This is a genomic window from Vibrio frigidus (genome assembly GCF_042465995.1).
GTDB lineage: Bacteria > Pseudomonadota > Gammaproteobacteria > Enterobacterales > Vibrionaceae > Vibrio.
In genome coordinates, this window is the sequence record NZ_JBCDMC010000004.1 from 345,923 (window position 1) to 364,689 (window position 18,767).

The following is an 18,767-nucleotide window of genomic DNA, read 5'->3' on the forward strand; positions in this document are numbered from 1 at the left end:
TAGAAATCAAGGAAGATAATGAGCACAATTCTCGATTGTATACGAACCGTAGGTAAAGGCGAAAGGGGACGAAAACCTCTTAATTTTGAGCAAGCTTATCAAGTAATGGATGAGTATCTCGATGGCAAAATTGGTGATGACCAGATGGCTATGTTGATGATGCTTATTCGAGTTCAAAATGAAACCCATGACGAAATTGCAGGATTTGTTAAGGCGTTCCAAACGAGGATGCCGGATATTGGCGCTGATATTGACTGGCCTTGCTATGCTGGAAAAAGAGCAAGCGCAGGAAAACCTTGGCACATTATCGCCGCCAAAATACTCGCTGAGAATGGTTACAAAGTGTTGGTGCATGGACACTTAGAAAAGAGTTCGATTCGTGAACACGCGCGTCACTACATTGATGCGCTTGATATTCCCTTGGCACAGGATGTGAAGCAAGCAAAAGAGATGATAGAGCAACACAATATTGTGTACCTGCCTCTAGCTAGCTTTGCTCCTCAGGCGGTGACTATGTTGGATTGGAAAAACCGTTATGGTTTAAGAACACCAATCAATACGGTAGTGAGAGCGCTTAATCCGGGTAACGCGAGATACGGTATTAGAGGTAGCTTTCACCCAGGGTTTCAGCAATTGCACGCGGAAGTAGAGCAAGCCGTCGGCCTGAGTAAACACGCGGTTATCTCCTTTAAAGGCCAGTCTGGTGAGTCAGAATACAATCCTAAGGTCAGCCAAACGGTTTGGCGAAGTGATAGCAATGGAGTGACTTCTCACTACTGGCCAGAAACAATGGCTTCAGATCTCCCCGTTGCCAATCAATCATTGCTCGATACTGACGTAAGTGATCACAATATGATGGCAAATACGGTTGTTGCGACATTATGTGCCGTATTGTTTGCCAAGGTGAATGATAGAGATAAAGCCTACGAACTCGCCTACGCATTATGGAGTGACTGGGTAGTAAATAGCCCATACAATTGTGCTCCTTGCTGACCTTGTACACTCTATCTTTGAAAGTATTGGCGTTCTATTTATCCGGTTTTGTCATTTGATGAGCTCTCTCTGTTTATATAATACGATATGTCTTATATAAGCGGAGAATAATCAGCTATTTCCTACATACAATTTTCTTTTCCTAATCTATTTTTATGCGTTCAGTTAACAATGCTTACTTCTATGTAGGGATATTCCTTAATATCCTTTGATACATATTTTTAGTGATATTGTTTTTCTCGTAGAAAGAAATTATATATATCATTTTAAATTAATATTGAAGATACCTATTATTATGTTGAATACTTTAAATGAACGGACTAAACCTCAAGACAATATGGTTGTCGATTCTCATATTGCCTTATTCGGCGATGACATTTTTTTGATCTTGGCATTACTGCCGTTAATCATTTCATTTTTTTATGCGATGTATAGGCATACCAATAAAGTGCGAGTTATTGCACAAAGTGAACATACTTTAATGAAAGTAAAACAGGAAGCATTTGATCTACAAAAAAATATATTAACCATGATGGGAAAAGCCATTGAGTGTCGCTCGGGAGAAACAGGAAGCCATGTTAAACGAGTCGCCAAAATGTCTTATTACGTTGGTAAGCTTTATGGATTAAGTGATGCTGAATGCCAAGTATTAAAAGTCATTAGCCCCATGCATGATATTGGTAAAATAGCGATCAGTGAAAAGATACTAGATAAACCCGGTAAGCTTAATCATGATGAGTTTGAGGTGATGAAACGTCATACCACGGAAGGCTACAAGCTGCTCTCCTCAGGTTGTGGTCATTTAATGGAGATGGCCGCTATTGTGGCTCATGAACATCATGAAAAATGGGATGGTACTGGATACCCTAAAGGAAAAGTAGCTGAAGAAATACATATTTATGGACGAATTACCGCTATCGTAGATGTTATTGACGCATTGTTGAGTCGACGCCCTTATAAAGAACCATGGCCTGTGCATCAAGTTAAAGACTTGCTTCGAAACGAATCAGGTAAACACTTTCAGCCCGAATTGGTTGAACTAATATTGGAGCACTTTGCGAATATTATCAATGTAAGAAATATAGCTATGACGAAAAACGAACCGCATTTTCGTATTGAGACAGAATTTGAAGAAAATGGATTGTTGGCAATTTAGTATTATTGTCATTTGAACTATTCAGTCAGAAAGCGAATACAACAAATATTTTGATGATGCACTCCATAAAATCAACCTAAACTATTAATTTATATTGATGAATCAATTATGCTATGTGAAGTATTTTACGGACGATTGGTCGATTCAATTTAGGGTTAAGGGCAGGGATGCAAAACAGAGTTAAAGTTATTCTACTGTTAGGGTTGTTGGTAATACTACCGAAAACGGCCGTTAGCTCAAATGATACAACACCTTCACCATGGAAGGTCGATATTCCGAGTGTACCAATTAAGTACGATTGGGTTCTTCTTAAGAAAGGAGAGTTATTTGCTGGCGACTTGATTGCTATGTACCAAGAAGAGATTGAGTTTGATAGCGATGAAGTGGGACTTGTTGATATCGAGATGAAAGATATTAGGGAGCTGCGAACCAAGCAAAAGATGAGAGTACGTTTTAAAGATGGGATTATTAGAGATGGTCAGCTTTGGCTAACGGATTCCACTTTGACTTTTATGGACCTTCCCGACAAAGCCTACCCAAGAGAGATGATTCTCTCTATATCCCCTTCCGAGAAAAGCGAACAAAGCCTTTGGGATGGTGAGCTTGGCGCGGGACTAAAATACAAAAGCGGTAATTCAGAAAGCCTAGATTATAGTTTTAGTGCGAAAGCTCGGTATCTCTCCGCGCATGGCCGGTTTCTATTTAATTATCGAGGAGTTGTGTCAGAAAGTGCAAATAATGACTCTGAAAGTAGAGAGAAAACAGAAGACAATCACAGGTTAAATGGATCCTTCGATCTGTATTACTCAGAGCAAATTTATTTTCGTCTTCCGACTTATGAACTCTATATTGATGAATTTAAGAACATTGACGCGCAGACGACACTCGGTGTCTCGATGGGGTACGAAGTGTTCGATACGAGCGATGTCGAATTGGATGTTTACGCAGGGTTTAGTGTATTACATACAAAATACAACAGTGTTGAAGTGGGTGAAAAGAAGAACAATGTTTCACCAGTGTTTGCCTTTGGAATGGACTACGAATTAGATATTACCAAAGATCTTGAATACTTTTTTATCTACGACGGTAAGGTGGTTAATCAAGAATCAGGACGATTTATACAGCACCTAGAAACCGGTATTGAAATAGAGCTAATCGATGACATCGATCTAGAAATTGCCGCCATTATAGACAATACTTCTAACCCTGTTGCGAACGAAGAGGGGCGCAAACCTGAAAACACCGACCTGTTGATGGTAATAGAGATCGAATACAATTTTTAGAATCAGTGCTTTTTAGCGATGCCATCCCAAAATAGAGTAAAGGTAGCGAGCGTTAACTCTTCAAATTGATACGGAGGTTGGCTCGTTAGATAACGTGCACTTGATAGAAACTGGCTGTGGCACCAATCGGTAAGAAGCTCCTCTGAGTAGGGTTTAAATATCGACTGCTGCACACCCGCCTCGATTAATTGATATAGGAAGCTGAGTAGGCCTCTAACCTTTGTTTGTCCAAGGAGTTGGTTGACTTGCTGCAGTTGAGAGAAAGCTAAGAACAACTGTAATTTATGAGGGTGGTTGACTGCCCACTCTAAACCTGCAGACCAGATAGCTTTTGCTTGGCTTTTTATATCCGCTTCCAAAGCGGCGGTGACGACGGCTTCATTTTGTAATACAGAATCGGCAAATTCTTGTTTTACGGTGATGAGAAGCTCTTCTAACAACGCATTTTTCGTTGCGAAATGATGAAACAGCGTGCCAGTGGCAACACCAGCTTGTTTAGCAATACTGGCGGTAGATACGGAATAGAACCCGCGCTCTACAAAGAGCATTAATGCGGTATCAAGTATTTTTTGGCGTTTGTCAGATTTCATTACCAACCTATCTTAAAAAGAATTTGAGCATCATTTTTTGCACAAGATTACCGTAAGGCGGATGTATCAGTTTACCCGTATTAAATGTGCCTCTTTGCAAAATGGTCTTAGCATGACTCAGTGTTCTGAACCCTTCGATACCGTGATAGTGTCCAATCCCGGATTGACCAATGCCACCAAAAGGGGCATCTTCTGCTGCTACGTGGAATACGGTTTCGTTGATACAGACTCCACCGGAATGTGTCTGTTCAAGTACTTGGCGCTGAACCGTTTCGTCATAGCTCATCAAATAGAGCGCAAGTGGCCTTGGATTGTGCTTCACAAAATCAATCGCTTCTTGTAGAGATTGATATGGGACAATTGGCAAAAGTGGGCCGAAGATTTCTTCCTGCATCACTCGCATAGTATCATTCACGTTAGCAATAATTTGAGTGGGCCACTTTTTTGATTCAGTATTAAGTAATGTTTTGTTATCACTGTTTAATTGGGTATTGGCTTCGTTATTAGTGTCAGCGGAATAAACCATCGCGCCCTTGTCTAAAGCGTCCTGCAATACGGATTCAATTCGTTGCGCCTGACGGATATTAATTATCTGGCTGTAATCTTTATTGTTATCGAAGTCTGGATAAAGCGATTGAAATTTTGCTCTATATAGAGAAATAAAGTCGTCTACCTTGTCTTTGGGACAGAGAATGTAGTCCGGTGAAACACATATTTGTCCCGCATTTAAACACTTACCATAGATGATTCTTTCTACCGCCGTATCTATCGGCATATCTTCGCCAATGATCACCGGCGATTTTCCTCCCAACTCCAATGTTACAGGCGTGAGGTTATTCGCTGCCGCGCGCATTACATGCTTACCCACTGGGGTCGAACCCGTGAATAGGATATGGTCAAACGGCAATGACGAAAACTCGCTTGCGATGTCGACTTCACCCTCTATTATCGCAACGTCTTGGTGAGAGAATATAGAGTAGATCAATGTGGTCAGTACTTTGTTGGTTTCCGGCGTAAACTCAGACACCTTTATCATGGTGCGATTACCCGCGGCTATAGATGTCACGAGTGGACTAAGTGAGAGCATGATCGGGAAATTCCATGGAGCGATTATGCCTATCACACCTTTGGGTTGGTACTCAACTCGAACCGATGCAGGAGCAAGCAGTAAGCCCGCATGCCTTTTACTCGGTTTCATCCATTTCTTCAGTTTTTTAAGTGTGTAGTTAATTTGACTAATGACAGGAAGAATGTCCCCGATAAGACTATCGTGCTCTGAGCGGTAACCAAAATCGATACTCATTGCCGAGACGAGATCTTGTTTGTAGCTTAGAACTGCCCTCTTTAGCTCTTTTAACTGATGTACGCGTTCCTGATAAGTAGGCAAAGGATGTTGAGTGTATTGCTGTTTTTGTTGCGCGAAGATATCAAACAGCGGTGAGTGAGCACTATCTGATGGTTGCGCAGAGGAATGTGTTGTCATTAAAGCCACCTTAATATTATAAACAAACCGACTAATCAGTCGGTAAATGATAATTGAAAAAAACGGCGATTGCAATAAAGGTCAATCAAGCTGTCATTGCTGTGCTAAATACGTGTGTACTTGTTGCTTGAGGTCTTCTTTGTGTTGAATAGAAATAAAAGAAGCTTCAATAGCATTGAGTGATAGCTGAGCTAACTCTCGTTTGGAAAATGGCAATGCCGAAGCAACGGCCAAAAAATTGTCAGACATGTAGCCCCCAAAATATGCGGGATCATCAGAGTTAATGGTAACGTGTAACCCTTTTTTCATTAATTCGAGGATATTGTGTTGTGCCATAGACTCGAACACTTTGAGCTTAATGTTTGATAATGGGCATATTGTTAATGGCACTTTAGAGTGAGCCAGCGACAACATGAGGTTTTTGTCGTCAATACATCGAACACCATGGTCAATTCTATCTACCTTTAGATCTTCGATAGCATCAATGATATTTTGAGCAGGCCCTTCTTCACCTGCGTGGGCAACGGCGAGAAATCCGTGCTCGCGAGCCTTCTGAAAGACGCGTTCAAATTTCTTAGGTGGATGCCCTTGCTCTGATGAATCGAGCCCAACAGCAACGATTTTGTCTTTGTGTTCAAGTGCAAGTTCAAGTGTCGTAAATGCCTCATCTTCGCTCAAGTGGCGCAGAAAGCACATAATCAAATTACTGCTAATACCCAACTCGTGCTCTGCTCTTTTAAGGGCTTTATGAATGCCTCCGACTATTATATCGAATGATATATCGCGCTCTGTGTGTGTCTGTGGATCGAAAAAGATTTCAGAGTGAATGACATTATCTTTTTTGCATCGGAGCAGATAAGCCCATGTGAGGTCATAAAAGTCTTGCTCATGCAATAAAACGTGAGCACCTTGATAATAGATATTCAAAAAAGATTGAAGGTTGTCGAACTGATAGGCAGCACGAATTTCTTCTGTCGATTTATAAGGCAGTTCAATCTGATTTCTTTTCGCCAACTCAAACATGAGCTCTGGTTCTAACGAGCCTTCAATATGGAGGTGCAGTTCAACCTTAGGTAACTTCTGTATAAAGGTACCCATGTCTTCTTTGCTATCAATAAAATCTTTATTGCTCATAGGGCTACCTCTATTTTTTTGTTATCTACTAAAGGTATATGAGTTACGGAAAAGCTGCAAATAAGAAGCCGAAATATTCGGCGTATGTTTGACTATACTTATATCAATAGCAAAGGATAGGTGGGGTGAAGTATGGTCGATTTTGTAGAAAAACTTCGCTTAAAGGGCAAAGCCGAAGAAGATCTCTATTTTGCAAAGCACGACAGAGAACTTATAGAAGCCATGCATAGGCGTGCTGATGAACTCGCTTTGGAAGGTGATTTTTCGTTAAGTGATGAAGAGGTAAATATAGGTTCTAACACGACACGAGAGAAATAAATGGTAGGCAATAAAAAAGGCTAACCTAGTTAGCCTTTAGTTCTGATTATCTTAGGAAAGTTATCTTCTTCGATGTCTCTTTCCAAAAACGACCGCGACAGCGTTTTAGCTGTGCTCGTCTAGTTCTTCTAATCATAACTTTCCTCTTCTTAATTATTGTAGATGTAGCCTATTTGAAGGTACGTCAAGTCACGTTTTCAAAGATACTAACAATTAGTTTACATTTATAAAGTGATATCCATCACATTATAGTGTTGATTCGACGACCTGACAGAATATTAACTTAAATCCCAATGCTTATATCCTTAGTAATATCGTCATTTATCACTACCTCTTTAGGGTTATAACATTTTGGTAACAATGGTGCGTGATGCACTAACAAAATGCGTCATTGGATGTGGAAGAAGATGAATTCTCCTGTTAAGTGCTGATATTAAAGGTAAAAACCTAATTGGCACGCTACTTGATATACGTCAATAAGTAACAAAAAATTTGATGAGGTTTTTAGCGCGATAACTTGCAAGTGGAATGATGACGTCACGACGATGACGACATGACAGCAACGGCGCGACTACTTGAAATAAGCAAAGTGTTTTTAATTGCCAATTTTTAAGAAACAGAAACCACTAATGAATTGTAGCAGCGATGAAATGGAGAATTCGGATGCAGAATAAATCAGCGATAAGAAGGGCAGTAATTGTAGCGACAGGATTTGCATTATCTGCCTCATGTTTAGTGAGCAATGCGTGGGCTGAGGTGGGAGAACCAGAAATTGATGAGCTGAAATTCGGTTTTATTAAGCTAACCGATATGGCTCCTTTAGCAGTGGCGTATGAAAAAGGTTTCTTCGAAGACGAGGGCCTGTACGTTACGTTGGAAGCGCAAGCGAATTGGAAAGTACTTTTAGACCGTGTCATCGATGGTGAATTAGACGGAGCACACATGCTAGCTGGACAGCCACTAGGTGCAACGATTGGCATAGGTACACAGGCTGAAATTATTACTGCGTTCAGTATGGATCTTAATGGGAACGCGATCACTGTTTCTAATGACACATGGGAGCAGATGAAACCTCACTTGGAAATGCAGGCAGATGGAAGGCCGGTACACCCAATCAAAGCAGATGCGTTAAAGCCCGTTGTTACCCGCTACCAAGACCAAGGTAAACCGTTCAATATGGGCATGGTTTTCCCTGTTTCAACGCACAATTATGAGCTTCGTTATTGGTTAGCGGCTGGTGGCATTCACCCCGGTTATTATGCTCCTATATCAGGAGACAACAGTGGGCAGATAAGTGCGGATGTTCTTTTATCGGTAACACCTCCACCGCAAATGCCAGCAACAATGGAAGCGGGGACAATCAAGGGTTACTGCGTAGGTGAACCGTGGAATCAACAAGCGGTATTCAAAAATATCGGCGTGCCAGTTGTCACCGATTACGAGATTTGGAAGAACAACCCGGAAAAAGTGTTTGGTGTCTCTAAGGCGTGGGCAGATAAATACCCAAATACTCATATTAGGGTGGTTAAGGCATTGATTAGAGCGGCGGCTTGGCTGGATGAAAACGATAACGCTAATCGCGAAGAAGCGGTGAAGATGTTGGCAAAAAGTGACTATGTAGGTGCTGATGCGGATGTCATCGCGAACAGTATGACGGGGACATTTGAGTATGAAAAAGGCGATAAAAGAGAAGTGCCTGACTTCAATGTTTTCTTCCGTTATAACGCAACATTTCCTTACTACAGCGACGCAATTTGGTATCTAACTCAGATGCGTCGTTGGGGGCAAATTCCAGAGGAGAAAGGGGATGATTGGTATATGGATATTGCAAAGAAAGTGTATCGCCCTGACATCTATCAACAAGCAGCAGAAGCATTGGTTGAAGAAGGCGTATTGAAAGTGAATGATTTCCCCACATTTGAGTCTGAAGATGGTTTTAAAGACCCACAAACGCACTTTATCGATGACGTGGTTTATGACGGTCGCAAACCAAATGATTATCTACAGCAGTTTTCTATTGGCTTAAAAGGTGCCGACAAAGTCTAATTTAGCTTGATTAAAATTTAGATAGTTGACGTGAACATGGTGTAAGTAAGATGGATTTTCTTCCTTTACTCCATGTTCAGTTTCAGTGAATTGGTGAAGGAGTCGTTATGTCTAGCAATGTTATTTCCATCCTGCCAGCTACCAGGTTAGTAGCAAATCAATCAAAAATGTTTGTCTATCCCCTGTTGGGTTTTGTGTTGTTCTTATTGATTTGGCATATGTCCGCGAAACAAGTTCAAACCTCACTAGGCACCCTTCCGGGACCAGTACAAACCTATACTCAGTTCGTCAATCTGATTGAAGAGCATGTTGGAGAACGAGATAAGAGTGATGCATTCTTTGCAAGACAAGAAAAACGCAATGCAGCGAAATTAGCCAAAAACCCCGAGGCAAAGGTAAAGATCCGGTCGTATACAGGCAAGCCTACATTTTTTGATCAGATAGGGACGAGCTTGATTACGGTCGCGGCCGGTTTCCTGCTGGCTTCGGTTATTGCGATCCCGCTTGGAATTATCCTCGGTTTAAATCAAGGGCTTTATCAAGCATTTAATCCCATTATTCAGTTATTAAAGCCGGTTTCACCATTGGCATGGCTGCCAATAGTGACCATGGTAGTGAGCGCCAGTTATGTGAGTAGCGATCCATTAGTGCCCAAATCCTTTGTTACTTCACTCATTACCGTTGCATTGTGTAGTTTGTGGCCTACGTTAATCAACACCGCGGTTGGCGTAACAAGCGTCGATAAAGATTTGATTAATGTGAGTAAGGTGCTTCGGCTCTCTTGGTGGCAAAACATTCGTACTATCGTACTACCGTCTGCAATACCGATGATATTTACGGGTCTGCGTCTCTCTTTAGGTATCGCATGGATGGTGCTTATTGCCGCTGAGATGCTCGCGCAAAACCCGGGGTTAGGTAAGTTTGTTTGGGATGAATTTCAAAACGGTAGTTCAGCGTCATTAGGCCGAATTATGGTCGCGGTCATAACGATTGGATTTATTGGGCTGCTTTTAGACCGAGGCATGCTGACATTACAGAAGAAGCTCTCTTGGAATAAATCGCAAGAGCTTAGATAACTGGAAAAAGGATCAAATCATGTCAAAAGTACTATTGGATTTAACCCAGTTAGGAATGCGTTTTCCAACGGCCAAAGGCGAGTTTGTCGCGCTTAAGGATGTCAATCTCAATATCAATAAGGGCGAGTTTATCTCACTGATTGGTCATTCTGGTTGTGGTAAGTCAACCGTTCTTAACTTGGTTGCTGGTCTTCTAGAAGCAACCGATGGTGGGGTGATACTTGATGGTAAAGAAGTCGTTGAGCCCGGTCCAGAAAGGGCGGTAGTGTTTCAAAATCATTCATTGTTACCTTGGTTGACGGTGTATCAAAACGTAGAGCTTGCCGTAAAACAGGTGGCTAAAGGGAAATCTAAAGCGTGGATAAAGCAACAGGTAGACCATTATCTAGAGCTTATTCAAATGCAACACGCATCTGACAAAAAACCGGATGAGATATCCGGTGGAATGAAGCAGCGTGTTGGTATTGCAAGAGCGTTGGCATTAAAGCCTAAAGTATTGCTCATGGATGAGCCATTTGGTGCCCTTGATGCGTTAACCCGTGCTCATCTTCAAGACTCATTGATGAAAATTCAAGCAGATCTAAACAATACGATCATTATGATTACCCATGATGTAGATGAAGCAGTCTTGTTGTCAGACAAAATTGTTATGATGACGAATGGGCCTGGCGCAACAATAGGTGAAGTTCTCGATATTGAACTTGAAAGACCGCGTAATCGTGTAGCGTTAGCGGATAATGTTATCTATCAACAATATCGGCAATCAGTATTAAGATTCTTATATGAAAAACAGGTGAAGGTAGAACCTTTTCAATCGTGTGAATCTGCCAATGAGTCGAATACGGGTACAGACTCGCAGCCGCTAGAAAAAACAGCGAAGATCGCTTAATTAAGCAAGACATCTTACCGTCCCATTTATGCTAATTAAGGTTAATTAGCATAAATATATTTATTTGCTGTAAGGCGTGCTATGTGCTTTTTTGTAACTTTGGTTAATCTAGGCATGGGTTTACTAATTAAAATTTGAAAATGCTATGGATTTTGATCATAAAAGTATCGATCTGTTTACTCTCTCTCAGTTTATCTCAAACGTTGACATGAGCTCGGACGGGTTATTAAGAATGGTGCTCAACGTGATAGATGGTGTTGAAGCAATTGTTTGCGCAAAAGATATTTCTGGGCGTCACTATCTTGTTAACAGCTACTTTGAAAAGGCAATAGGTATTTCACCCCATGAAGTCTTGGGTAAAACGGACACTGAAATATTCTGGTTTAACCCTGAAGTGGCTCAGGCAATAAGAGAAAAAGATTTACAAGTAATAGAGGGCAAGCAGGTGGTCTTCTTTGAACAGTACTTACCTGATATTCATGGTGAGTACCGTTGGTTTTATACCAATAAAGCGCCGATTTTTAATGAGATGGGTGATGTTATTGCCATAATGTGCTTAGCGATAGATATTACTAAAAAAAAAGCAGTAGAGGAAAAACTCTACGCAGCAACTCAAGCCAAGAATACATTTCTTGCAAAAATGAGCCATGAAATACGCACGCCGATTAGTGCTATATCGGGTTATCTAAATTTAGCGACAGACTGTGACCTAGAAACGTGTCATCACTACTTTGAGAAGATGACGAACTCTGTCGATCACCTATTGAATTTGGTGGACGATATTCTGGATCTTTCTTCTATAGAAGCGAACAAATTAAAATTAAGCTTGAAGCCCTTTGACTTAATTAATTTGCTTGATAGCGTTGTGTCTAATCTTACGCATAAAGCTAAAGACAATCATATTCAAATAGTTAAAGAGTATCGACCTATTTGTGACTGCCACCTATTCGGAGATGAAACAAGGATTAAACAGATTGTCTTTAATCTTGTTTCTAATGCGATCAAGTTCTCAAAAGATAGTCCGGTCACCGTTCGAGCGAGTATCAAACCTTCACGTGATAAAAATAAATGTAACCTGTTTGTATTAATCAAGGATGAAGGTATTGGCATGGAATCGAATAAAAAGCGCCATGTATTTAAGGCATTTGAACAGTTAAAATCCTCAAGTCACTATTTTGAAGGGACTGGACTCGGGCTCTCTATCGTAAAAGAGTTAACAAAAGTAATGGGAGGTAAAGTTAAAATATTTACAAAACCGAATGTTGGCACAATTGTCGCCGTTTCACTGCAACTTGATTTTTGTCCTGATAGTAGCGACTTAAAAGAAAATACTAAAAAGCGACGAATTAAGAAAAATAGTTTGGCAGGAAGAAACGTCTGCATCGTCGAGGACCAACCTTTTAACAGAGAGATATTAGAAACAATATTAAGACTGGAAGGGGCAAATACGTTATCTTTTCAAGATGGGAGTGACCTAGTTCAAGCGGCAGAAGAAGGGAGTTTGAATCGAGATATAGATTGTTTCTTACTCGATGTGCATATGCCTATACTGAGTGGCCCTGAAACCTTGATTAAGTTGCGCCAATATGAATACTTTAAAGATACGCCAGCGTTTATCGTAACAGCGGATGCAATTAAAAGTAACCTGGAGCAACATCTTGCTGGTGGTTACAACCTAAGCGGGATATTTATTAAACCACTTAAACGAGATGATTTGGTCGAGGCGTTAAGTGGCTTGCCACAACTTTAAAGATTAGTGAACCCCCCTTCCTTCAATTATTATTAAAGACAAATAAAGGGCCCTTAATGGACCCTTTATTTTAATCATTATAGAGCGTAAAACTCAGCCAATGTGTATTCAATCGAATGACAAAGTACGTCTAAACTTAACGATTTTTACCACCATGCTTCGAACATTGCACCGAAGCTAACGGTATCGGTCGTAGTGTTAGCTGATCCTTGTGGCGCAACATCTTTTTCACCAACGGTGGCATAGAAGCGAAGCATTGGACGGCTCCCAGGTAGGCCACCTATAGACATGTTTTGAGAAAGCGTTACTTTCCAACCATCCGTTTCGTTGCCGCTGTCTTCATCAACTAATGCATAGCCAGTTTCAATCCATGTGGAGTGAATGTCGTTCCAACGATATTGAGGGCGAACGATTAGGCTATATTCATTTTGGTCGGTAGCGTCATCACCAGATTGGTTGTAATAAGCGGCTAGGTAGTTAATATCCCAATTTTCGCTAGCACTAAATCCACCTTCATAACTGACAAATACACTTTGGAAATCGCCTTTAAGGCCCATTACCGAGTTATTTGCACCGTCACCATATCGAACATGCAAGCTAGCAGAATCAAACTTAATTTGAGTACCGACTAACCACGCTGTTTCGCTATCTAGTCCCGCACTTTCAATACCTTCATCTTCTGATGTAAAACCAAAGTGTGCGTATGCGTCAATTTTGGCAAATCCAGCATCAATACCTTTAATCTTAGAGGTTGCGGCATATTTACCGTTGTCGTTGCCAAGGGACCCTTCATTATCGTCGACGCCACCTACAAAACCGAAGTCCAATTTTGCACCACCTAAGTCAAAATCTTTGAAACCACCCCCTTGACCATCTTCGATTGTTACGTAGTAATCGTTTAAACCTTGTTGCAATCGAGCATGGAAATCACGACCTGCCCAAACATACAAGCCTGGTTGTGATTCAAAAATATTGGTTACACCCGAGTAAAATCTTTTAAGGTTTACACCACCGTAGGATTCATCACCCCATTCGTCATTTGACCAATGCTCAACCATGACTGCAAGGTCCCAAACCGCTCCATTTTCAGCAGTGTATTTTTTAGCAATACCAAACTCACCACCATTGGCTTCGTTACCTAAACGACCAACAGTTTGTCCCGTACTACCAATACCGTTTACATATCGAGTATCACCATTTTGATATTGCGCACCATATCGAGCATAACCAAAGAAGATTACGTCATTACCTTTTTTTGCCATAAGCGCTTGTAAGTCATCAATCTGCGCCTGCATGTTGATAGTTTCGTTAGCGACAGCGCCAAAAGTTGTAAGAGAGGAGGCCACTGCTAGGGCGAGAGATAAAACCTTAAAGTTTTTCATGTACGGTCCTTAAATTATTGTAGGTTTTGTTATTTCGGGAGAAATATTAAGGAATGAAACGTTTGAAAAAACTCTACGGGCTCACACGTTTTAGAGGCATAAATTACATGAAACAAAATAAAATAGGTAACAATTGGGCGGTGCAATACTTACATACTTAATATCAATGGGTTAGTTTTAGCCGTATGACAAGTTACGTGTTCTGTAATCGCTTTCATTTCACAGGATATATATGTTTTCGTCACATTTGTAATAGGTTATATGGGCCGTTTTTTTGAAGGAGTTATGAAATATTTCGTATATTTGCGATCTTTCATGAATTGTATGGTTTTATAAATATAAAGTAAGTAATCAAATTTGCATAGAATATATAAAATCCATGTTTAAATGTTCTGCAATCGAATTTTTAATGAAGCAGAGATGAAGGAATTATAGCGCCGATAATTAGATGTAATGTGTGTTTAAATAGCACGATCAGATTGTTATTGTATTACAAAATATAATTTTCCTTATAATGAAGGTGTTTTTAGATTGATTTATTCTTTAGATATAATAGGTTGTGTTGACTAATCATGTTTCATGAAACAAAGAAAAATAAAAGTCATCAGATGGTAAAGGTATTTTTAACAGAGCTATTGTTATATATATGAATTTTCAATGTTATCGGTTGTTTTATAAAATCTAACTTGTTTCATTAGTGTGTTTATATTTATTATTCGTGATACTAATCTATTTTTTAATGTACATCTGTTATTATTATGGCGTCTCCAGCACCTGTTTAAACTCCTTTTGACGACATACAACAGGAACGAATCAATTCATGAGCAATGTCGGATTTGGTGAGCTTTAGTTGTACCTAGTTGAAAGAACAGTGTTGGATTGCAGTACTAAGTAAATCTCAAGCCTTTTCAAGCAATGATTTTCATATCTCTGGGAGGCAGAACCAGCAGCATATGCTTTGTGAACTCCACACAGTTAAGGGGCACTTTAGTGCCCCTATTTTTTGTGCTTCCGAAAGTAAAATCTCTCCGTACTTCTCATGAAACAGAATGGTCATCTGAATTTTATTCTTGCTTTTTATTAATTAATTAATTGTTTTTAAAGAATTTTTCTTCTTTTTTGTGAATTTTATTCAGTGTAATCCCCATGAAACAGTTTCACAGAGGTATGGTTTCCTGTCGGTGTTTTCAAGCTTTTGAACCTCCAATTCATCACCTTAATTTCAATGTGATCGAGTTCACGAATTGCCGTTTGTTTTGCTCTATCATCCGTTACATGAAAGCGGTTTCCAATATGAATGCATGACATTAGAGGGGGCAAAATGATGGCAACAATTAGAGACGTATCTGAGTTCGCTGGTGTCTCTCAGGCAACAGTATCAAGAGTGGTTAATGGCTCTACCAGAGTCAGCCACGATAAAAAAATGTCAGTAGAAAAAGCGATTAAAAAACTTGGCTATCGGCCAAACTCTATTGCACAAGCTTTAGCCTCTAGCCGTACAGGTAGTATTGGAGTTGTCGTTCCTGAATTGGCTGGTTTTTATTCCGGCATGCTTCAAGCAATTGAGGACCAGCTGCGCCGATTTGGTTATCACCTTATTGTTACGGCGGGCTCTAATGACGAAGAGGGTCAAAAGCAGGCGATTGACTTTTTATTAAGTCGACGTGTTGATGCGCTTATTTTGCACACTCAAGATGTTTCCGACGACTATCTAATTGACCTAGAAACTCAGGGTATTCAACTTGCTCTTGTGAACCGCTTTGTCCCAGAGCTTAACAATAGCTGTATAGAGCTCGATAACGAATTGGGTGCAAATATCGCGACAAAATACCTTATTGATATGGGGCATCGTGAAATAGCGTGTATTACCGGGCCTTTGTCTAAATCCGATGCTAGAGGTCGTTTGCAAGGTTATCGTGACGCCCTCGAAGAAGCGGGTATTGAATACAGTGAGTCACGCGTAGTTGAAGCGGGATTTACCGAAGAAACAGGTGCAAGCGCCATGAACAAACTTCTTAATCGTCATTGCCGTTTCAGCGCAGTCTTTGCGGCAAATGACCATATGGCTTTTGGTGCCTTTGGCGAGATGAAGAAAGCCAATTTACTGGTTCCTGAAGATGTTTCCCTCGTTGGTTTCGACAATATTTTGTTTGCTCGTTATCTCACACCAGGGCTTACAACAATCGATTTTCCAATAGAACAGATGAGTACTGAAGCGGTGCAGTTGATCCTACAGAAACTCATAAAAAAGAAAACAGAAGTAGATTTTAAACTTTCCCCCTCTTTAGTGATTAGAGAATCGGTGAAAAAACTCACAGCTAATTTATAATAATGAAGGACTATAAGATGAACCTTAAGACTCTAACCCTATCCAGTGCGGTTGCTTTAGGACTCGCAGCAACAGCCAATGCCTCTGATGCTGATATTCGTTTTGATGGATTTCCAGATTTCGATAGCAGCTTGAAGGTTATCCTTCCTGACTTTGAAAAGCAGACAGGTATCAAAGTAGATTATTTGATGAATAATCATGGCGATCACCACACTAAGCTAACCACTAACTTGGCAACGGGTTCTGGAGCCGGTGATGTTATTGTTGTTGATGTAGAAAAAATCGGTCCTTTCGTTGCTTCTGGCGGGCTTGTTAATCTCTCTGAACAGTATGGTGCAGACAAATATGCTGATAGCTTTGCTCCTTACGCATGGACTCAAGGTAAAGGTGGTGACGGCAATGTTTACGGCATTCCGGTCGACCTAGGTCCTGGTGTGATGTACTACCGCACCGACATTCTTGATAAAGAAGGCGTGAAGCAAGACGCAGTAATTAAAGATTGGGATTCTTACATTGAATACGGTAAGAAACTAAAGCAAGACAATATCTATCTTATCGCTTCAGCGGCAGACGTAGCTCAAGCGATTATTTTCACTACTGTTCCTGAAGGTGAAGGTCTTTACTTTGATAAAGAGGGTAAACCAGTCGTAACCTCAGAGCGTTTTGTTCACGCATTTGAAGTCGCTAAGCAGATCCGTGACAACGGCTTGGACGCACGTATTACCGCATGGTCAAACGAATGGTATGAAGGCTTCCGCAACGGTACGTTTGCGACACAGCTTTCTGGCGCATGGCTTCTAGGTCATCTACAAAACTGGATTGCACCAGAAACCAAAGGTAAGTGGGGTGTATCAAACCTTCCCGATGGAATCTATGGTAGCTGGGGTGGTTCATTCCTATCAATTCCGAAGCAATCCGAGAAGCAAGATGAAGCTTGGAAGCTTATTGAATACATGACAACTAATCGTGATGTTCAGCTTAAGCACTTCGAAACAATTACTGCATTCCCTGCAAACATCACAACCTATGATGATGAACTATTTAATGAAGAAGTTGAATTCCTCGGTGGTCAAAAGGCTCGTCAATTGTTTGCTGAAGTTGCGAAGAATATTAAGCCAGTAGAACCAGGCCGTGGTGACCACGTTGCTCGTTCAATTATCTTAGAAAATGCATTAATGGAAGTACTTGATGAAGGTAAAGATATCAAAACGGCGCTTAGCGAAGCCGAACGTCTAATCCTGCGTCGTACCCGTAACCTTAAGTAATTATTAGTAAATTTAAGAGGCGCATTGTCCATTAGAGACAGGCGCCTCTACCTAGTGAGGTCGTTATTATGAGTCAGACAATGAAAGAAACAGTATTGTCGAATCAGGAGGAACTTTCTGAGAAGGAAGGGTTTCTTTCACGGTTAAACGTGAAAGCGCTTACACCGTATGGTTTTCTTCTGCCTTTTTTAATAATTTTTTCTGTTTTTGGTATTTTTCCGCTGCTCTTTTCTGTTTTTCTGTCATTCCATGCATGGAATCCAGTAGAAGGGATAGCCGCAATGAAATTTGTGGGTTTCGAGAACTACAGCATAGCATTAACAGACCCGTGGCTATGGCGTTCGCTTAAGAATACTTTCTGGCTAGCAATTACCTCTGGTGTTGCACAACATCTTGTTGCGATTCCGGTTGCTTATATCTTAGTTTCTCTAGGGGATAGGTTACGCCACTGGCTGACGTCAGCCTATTTCTTACCGTACATTACGTCAACTGTAGCGGCGTCTCTTATCTTCTTTAACATGTATTCTCCGAACTCAGGTGTTATCAACCAAGCTCTGATGGGTCTGGCTGACAGTACATTGTTAGGTTGGGCATTTGCGTGGGTAAACGACTACCAACCTATCCGCTGGTTGGATGATGCCTCGTTTATCAAACCGTCTATTGCTATCGTTGTTTTCTGGAAATATACCGGTTTTAACATTGTGCTTTATACGACAGGGTTAATGACCATACCAAAAGATATCTTAGAGGCAGCAAGAATGGATGGTGCAAATGCACTGCATCGATTTTGGTATGTTTCATTACCGATGATTCGTCCGTTTGTTTTCTTTGCCGTCACGATGACTATCATTGGTAATTTGCAGCTGTTTGAAGAGCCGTTTGTATTGACGAAAGGTCTTGGTGGTACAGGACAGGCTGGTTTAACAATATCTATGTATTTATACAAAGTCGGTTGGGAGTGGCTAGAGATGGGAACGGCATCTGCAATTTCATGGTTGTTATTCGCGCTCATTGCATTCTTCACTACGATTCAGTTTGTATTATTTGGTAAAAAAGGCTTAGGGGAGCAATAA

15 protein-coding genes are annotated in these 18,767 nt (G+C 40.7%); 11 read left to right on the forward strand and 4 right to left on the reverse strand.

Features of this window, described 5'->3' with window-relative positions; genetic code table 11:
- The first annotated feature begins 18 nt into the window (after positions 1-18).
- The 3 genes from AACW90_RS09265 to AACW90_RS09275 all read left to right on the forward strand — a co-directional run bounded on the left by AACW90_RS09265 (position 19) and on the right by AACW90_RS09275 (position 3,432).
- Entirely contained in the window at positions 19-993 is a 975-nt protein-coding gene (locus AACW90_RS09265; protein ID WP_390233461.1) for a glycosyl transferase family protein, read from the forward strand.
- Positions 994-1,288: 295 nt separating this feature from the next.
- Entirely contained in the window at positions 1,289-2,149 is an 861-nt protein-coding gene (locus tag AACW90_RS09270) for an HD-GYP domain-containing protein (protein WP_390233463.1), read from the forward strand.
- Positions 2,150-2,316: 167 nt separating this feature from the next.
- Positions 2,317-3,432, forward strand: coding sequence for a DUF481 domain-containing protein (locus AACW90_RS09275; RefSeq protein WP_390233466.1), 1,116 nt, complete (start codon positions 2,317-2,319; stop codon positions 3,430-3,432).
- Positions 3,433-3,434: 2 nt separating this feature from the next.
- On the opposite strand, the gene AACW90_RS09280 is transcribed toward AACW90_RS09275, so the two are convergent.
- The 3 genes from AACW90_RS09280 to AACW90_RS09290 form a co-directional block, all read right to left on the reverse strand.
- A complete protein-coding gene (locus tag AACW90_RS09280; protein WP_390233469.1) occupies positions 3,435-4,022 on the reverse strand; it encodes a TetR/AcrR family transcriptional regulator in 588 nt (195 codons plus the stop codon).
- Positions 4,023-4,029: 7 nt separating this feature from the next.
- Positions 4,030-5,505 (reverse strand): coniferyl aldehyde dehydrogenase, encoded by a 1,476-nt coding sequence (locus tag AACW90_RS09285; RefSeq protein ID WP_390233471.1) that lies wholly within the window; start codon positions 5,503-5,505, stop codon positions 4,030-4,032.
- A 93-nt stretch (positions 5,506-5,598) separates the two neighbouring features.
- On the reverse strand, positions 5,599-6,603 hold the full coding sequence (locus tag AACW90_RS09290) for an adenosine deaminase (RefSeq protein ID WP_390233551.1): 1,005 nt from the start codon (positions 6,601-6,603) through the stop codon (positions 5,599-5,601).
- Between the two features lie 168 nt (positions 6,604-6,771).
- On the opposite strand from AACW90_RS09290, the gene AACW90_RS09295 reads away from it, so the two are divergent.
- From AACW90_RS09295 to AACW90_RS09315, 5 genes are all read left to right on the forward strand, one after another.
- Positions 6,772-6,957 carry a hypothetical protein gene (locus tag AACW90_RS09295; protein ID WP_390233472.1) on the forward strand — a complete coding sequence of 62 codons (186 nt, stop codon included), beginning with the start codon at positions 6,772-6,774 and terminating at the stop codon, positions 6,955-6,957.
- A 645-nt stretch (positions 6,958-7,602) separates the two neighbouring features.
- Positions 7,603-9,003: a CmpA/NrtA family ABC transporter substrate-binding protein gene (locus tag AACW90_RS09300; RefSeq protein ID WP_390233475.1), complete on the forward strand. Its 1,401-nt coding sequence runs from the start codon at positions 7,603-7,605 to the stop codon at positions 9,001-9,003.
- 107 nt (positions 9,004-9,110) lie between these two features.
- On the forward strand, positions 9,111-10,079 hold the full coding sequence (locus AACW90_RS09305) for an ABC transporter permease (protein ID WP_390233478.1): 969 nt from the start codon (positions 9,111-9,113) through the stop codon (positions 10,077-10,079).
- Positions 10,080-10,098: 19 nt separating this feature from the next.
- Positions 10,099-10,968 (forward strand): ABC transporter ATP-binding protein, encoded by an 870-nt coding sequence (locus AACW90_RS09310; protein ID WP_390233481.1) that lies wholly within the window; start codon positions 10,099-10,101, stop codon positions 10,966-10,968.
- 145 nt (positions 10,969-11,113) lie between these two features.
- Complete coding sequence (locus tag AACW90_RS09315) at positions 11,114-12,718, forward strand: PAS domain-containing hybrid sensor histidine kinase/response regulator (protein WP_390233484.1); 1,605 nt, start codon at positions 11,114-11,116, stop codon at positions 12,716-12,718.
- 146 nt (positions 12,719-12,864) lie between these two features.
- On the opposite strand, the gene AACW90_RS09320 is transcribed toward AACW90_RS09315, so the two are convergent.
- Positions 12,865-14,100 carry a carbohydrate porin gene (locus tag AACW90_RS09320; protein ID WP_390233487.1) on the reverse strand — a complete coding sequence of 412 codons (1,236 nt, stop codon included), beginning with the start codon at positions 14,098-14,100 and terminating at the stop codon, positions 12,865-12,867.
- A gap of 1,324 nt (positions 14,101-15,424) precedes the next feature.
- On the opposite strand from AACW90_RS09320, the gene AACW90_RS09325 reads away from it, so the two are divergent.
- The 3 genes from AACW90_RS09325 (at position 15,425) to AACW90_RS09335 (ending at position 18,767) form a co-directional block, all read left to right on the forward strand.
- The gene (locus AACW90_RS09325; RefSeq protein ID WP_390233553.1) at positions 15,425-16,429 is read left to right on the forward strand and encodes a LacI family DNA-binding transcriptional regulator; all 1,005 of its coding nucleotides are present in this window, start codon (positions 15,425-15,427) and stop codon (positions 16,427-16,429) included.
- A 17-nt stretch (positions 16,430-16,446) separates the two neighbouring features.
- A complete protein-coding gene (locus tag AACW90_RS09330; RefSeq protein WP_390233490.1) occupies positions 16,447-17,694 on the forward strand; it encodes an ABC transporter substrate-binding protein in 1,248 nt (415 codons plus the stop codon).
- 80 nt (positions 17,695-17,774) lie between these two features.
- Positions 17,775-18,767 (forward strand): carbohydrate ABC transporter permease, encoded by a 993-nt coding sequence (locus AACW90_RS09335; protein WP_390233556.1) that lies wholly within the window; start codon positions 17,775-17,777, stop codon positions 18,765-18,767.

Coding starts and splice junctions, on each gene's coding strand:
- AACW90_RS09295 (WP_390233472.1), top strand. CDS start 6,772: ATGGTCGATTTTGTAGAAAAACTTCGCTTAAAGGGCAAAGCCGAAGAA.
- AACW90_RS09335 (WP_390233556.1), top strand. CDS start 17,775: ATGAAAGAAACAGTATTGTCGAATCAGGAGGAACTTTCTGAGAAGGAA.
- AACW90_RS09265 (WP_390233461.1), top strand. CDS start 19: ATGAGCACAATTCTCGATTGTATACGAACCGTAGGTAAAGGCGAAAGG.
- AACW90_RS09310 (WP_390233481.1), top strand. CDS start 10,099: ATGTCAAAAGTACTATTGGATTTAACCCAGTTAGGAATGCGTTTTCCA.
- AACW90_RS09270 (WP_390233463.1), top strand. CDS start 1,289: ATGTTGAATACTTTAAATGAACGGACTAAACCTCAAGACAATATGGTT.
- AACW90_RS09330 (WP_390233490.1), top strand. CDS start 16,447: ATGAACCTTAAGACTCTAACCCTATCCAGTGCGGTTGCTTTAGGACTC.
- AACW90_RS09305 (WP_390233478.1), top strand. CDS start 9,111: ATGTCTAGCAATGTTATTTCCATCCTGCCAGCTACCAGGTTAGTAGCA.
- AACW90_RS09315 (WP_390233484.1), top strand. CDS start 11,114: ATGGATTTTGATCATAAAAGTATCGATCTGTTTACTCTCTCTCAGTTT.
- AACW90_RS09300 (WP_390233475.1), top strand. CDS start 7,603: ATGAAATGGAGAATTCGGATGCAGAATAAATCAGCGATAAGAAGGGCA.
- AACW90_RS09290 (WP_390233551.1), bottom strand. CDS start 6,603: ATGGGTACCTTTATACAGAAGTTACCTAAGGTTGAACTGCACCTCCAT.
- AACW90_RS09325 (WP_390233553.1), top strand. CDS start 15,425: ATGGCAACAATTAGAGACGTATCTGAGTTCGCTGGTGTCTCTCAGGCA.
- AACW90_RS09275 (WP_390233466.1), top strand. CDS start 2,317: ATGCAAAACAGAGTTAAAGTTATTCTACTGTTAGGGTTGTTGGTAATA.
- AACW90_RS09285 (WP_390233471.1), bottom strand. CDS start 5,505: ATGACAACACATTCCTCTGCGCAACCATCAGATAGTGCTCACTCACCG.
- AACW90_RS09280 (WP_390233469.1), bottom strand. CDS start 4,022: ATGAAATCTGACAAACGCCAAAAAATACTTGATACCGCATTAATGCTC.
- AACW90_RS09320 (WP_390233487.1), bottom strand. CDS start 14,100: ATGAAAAACTTTAAGGTTTTATCTCTCGCCCTAGCAGTGGCCTCCTCT.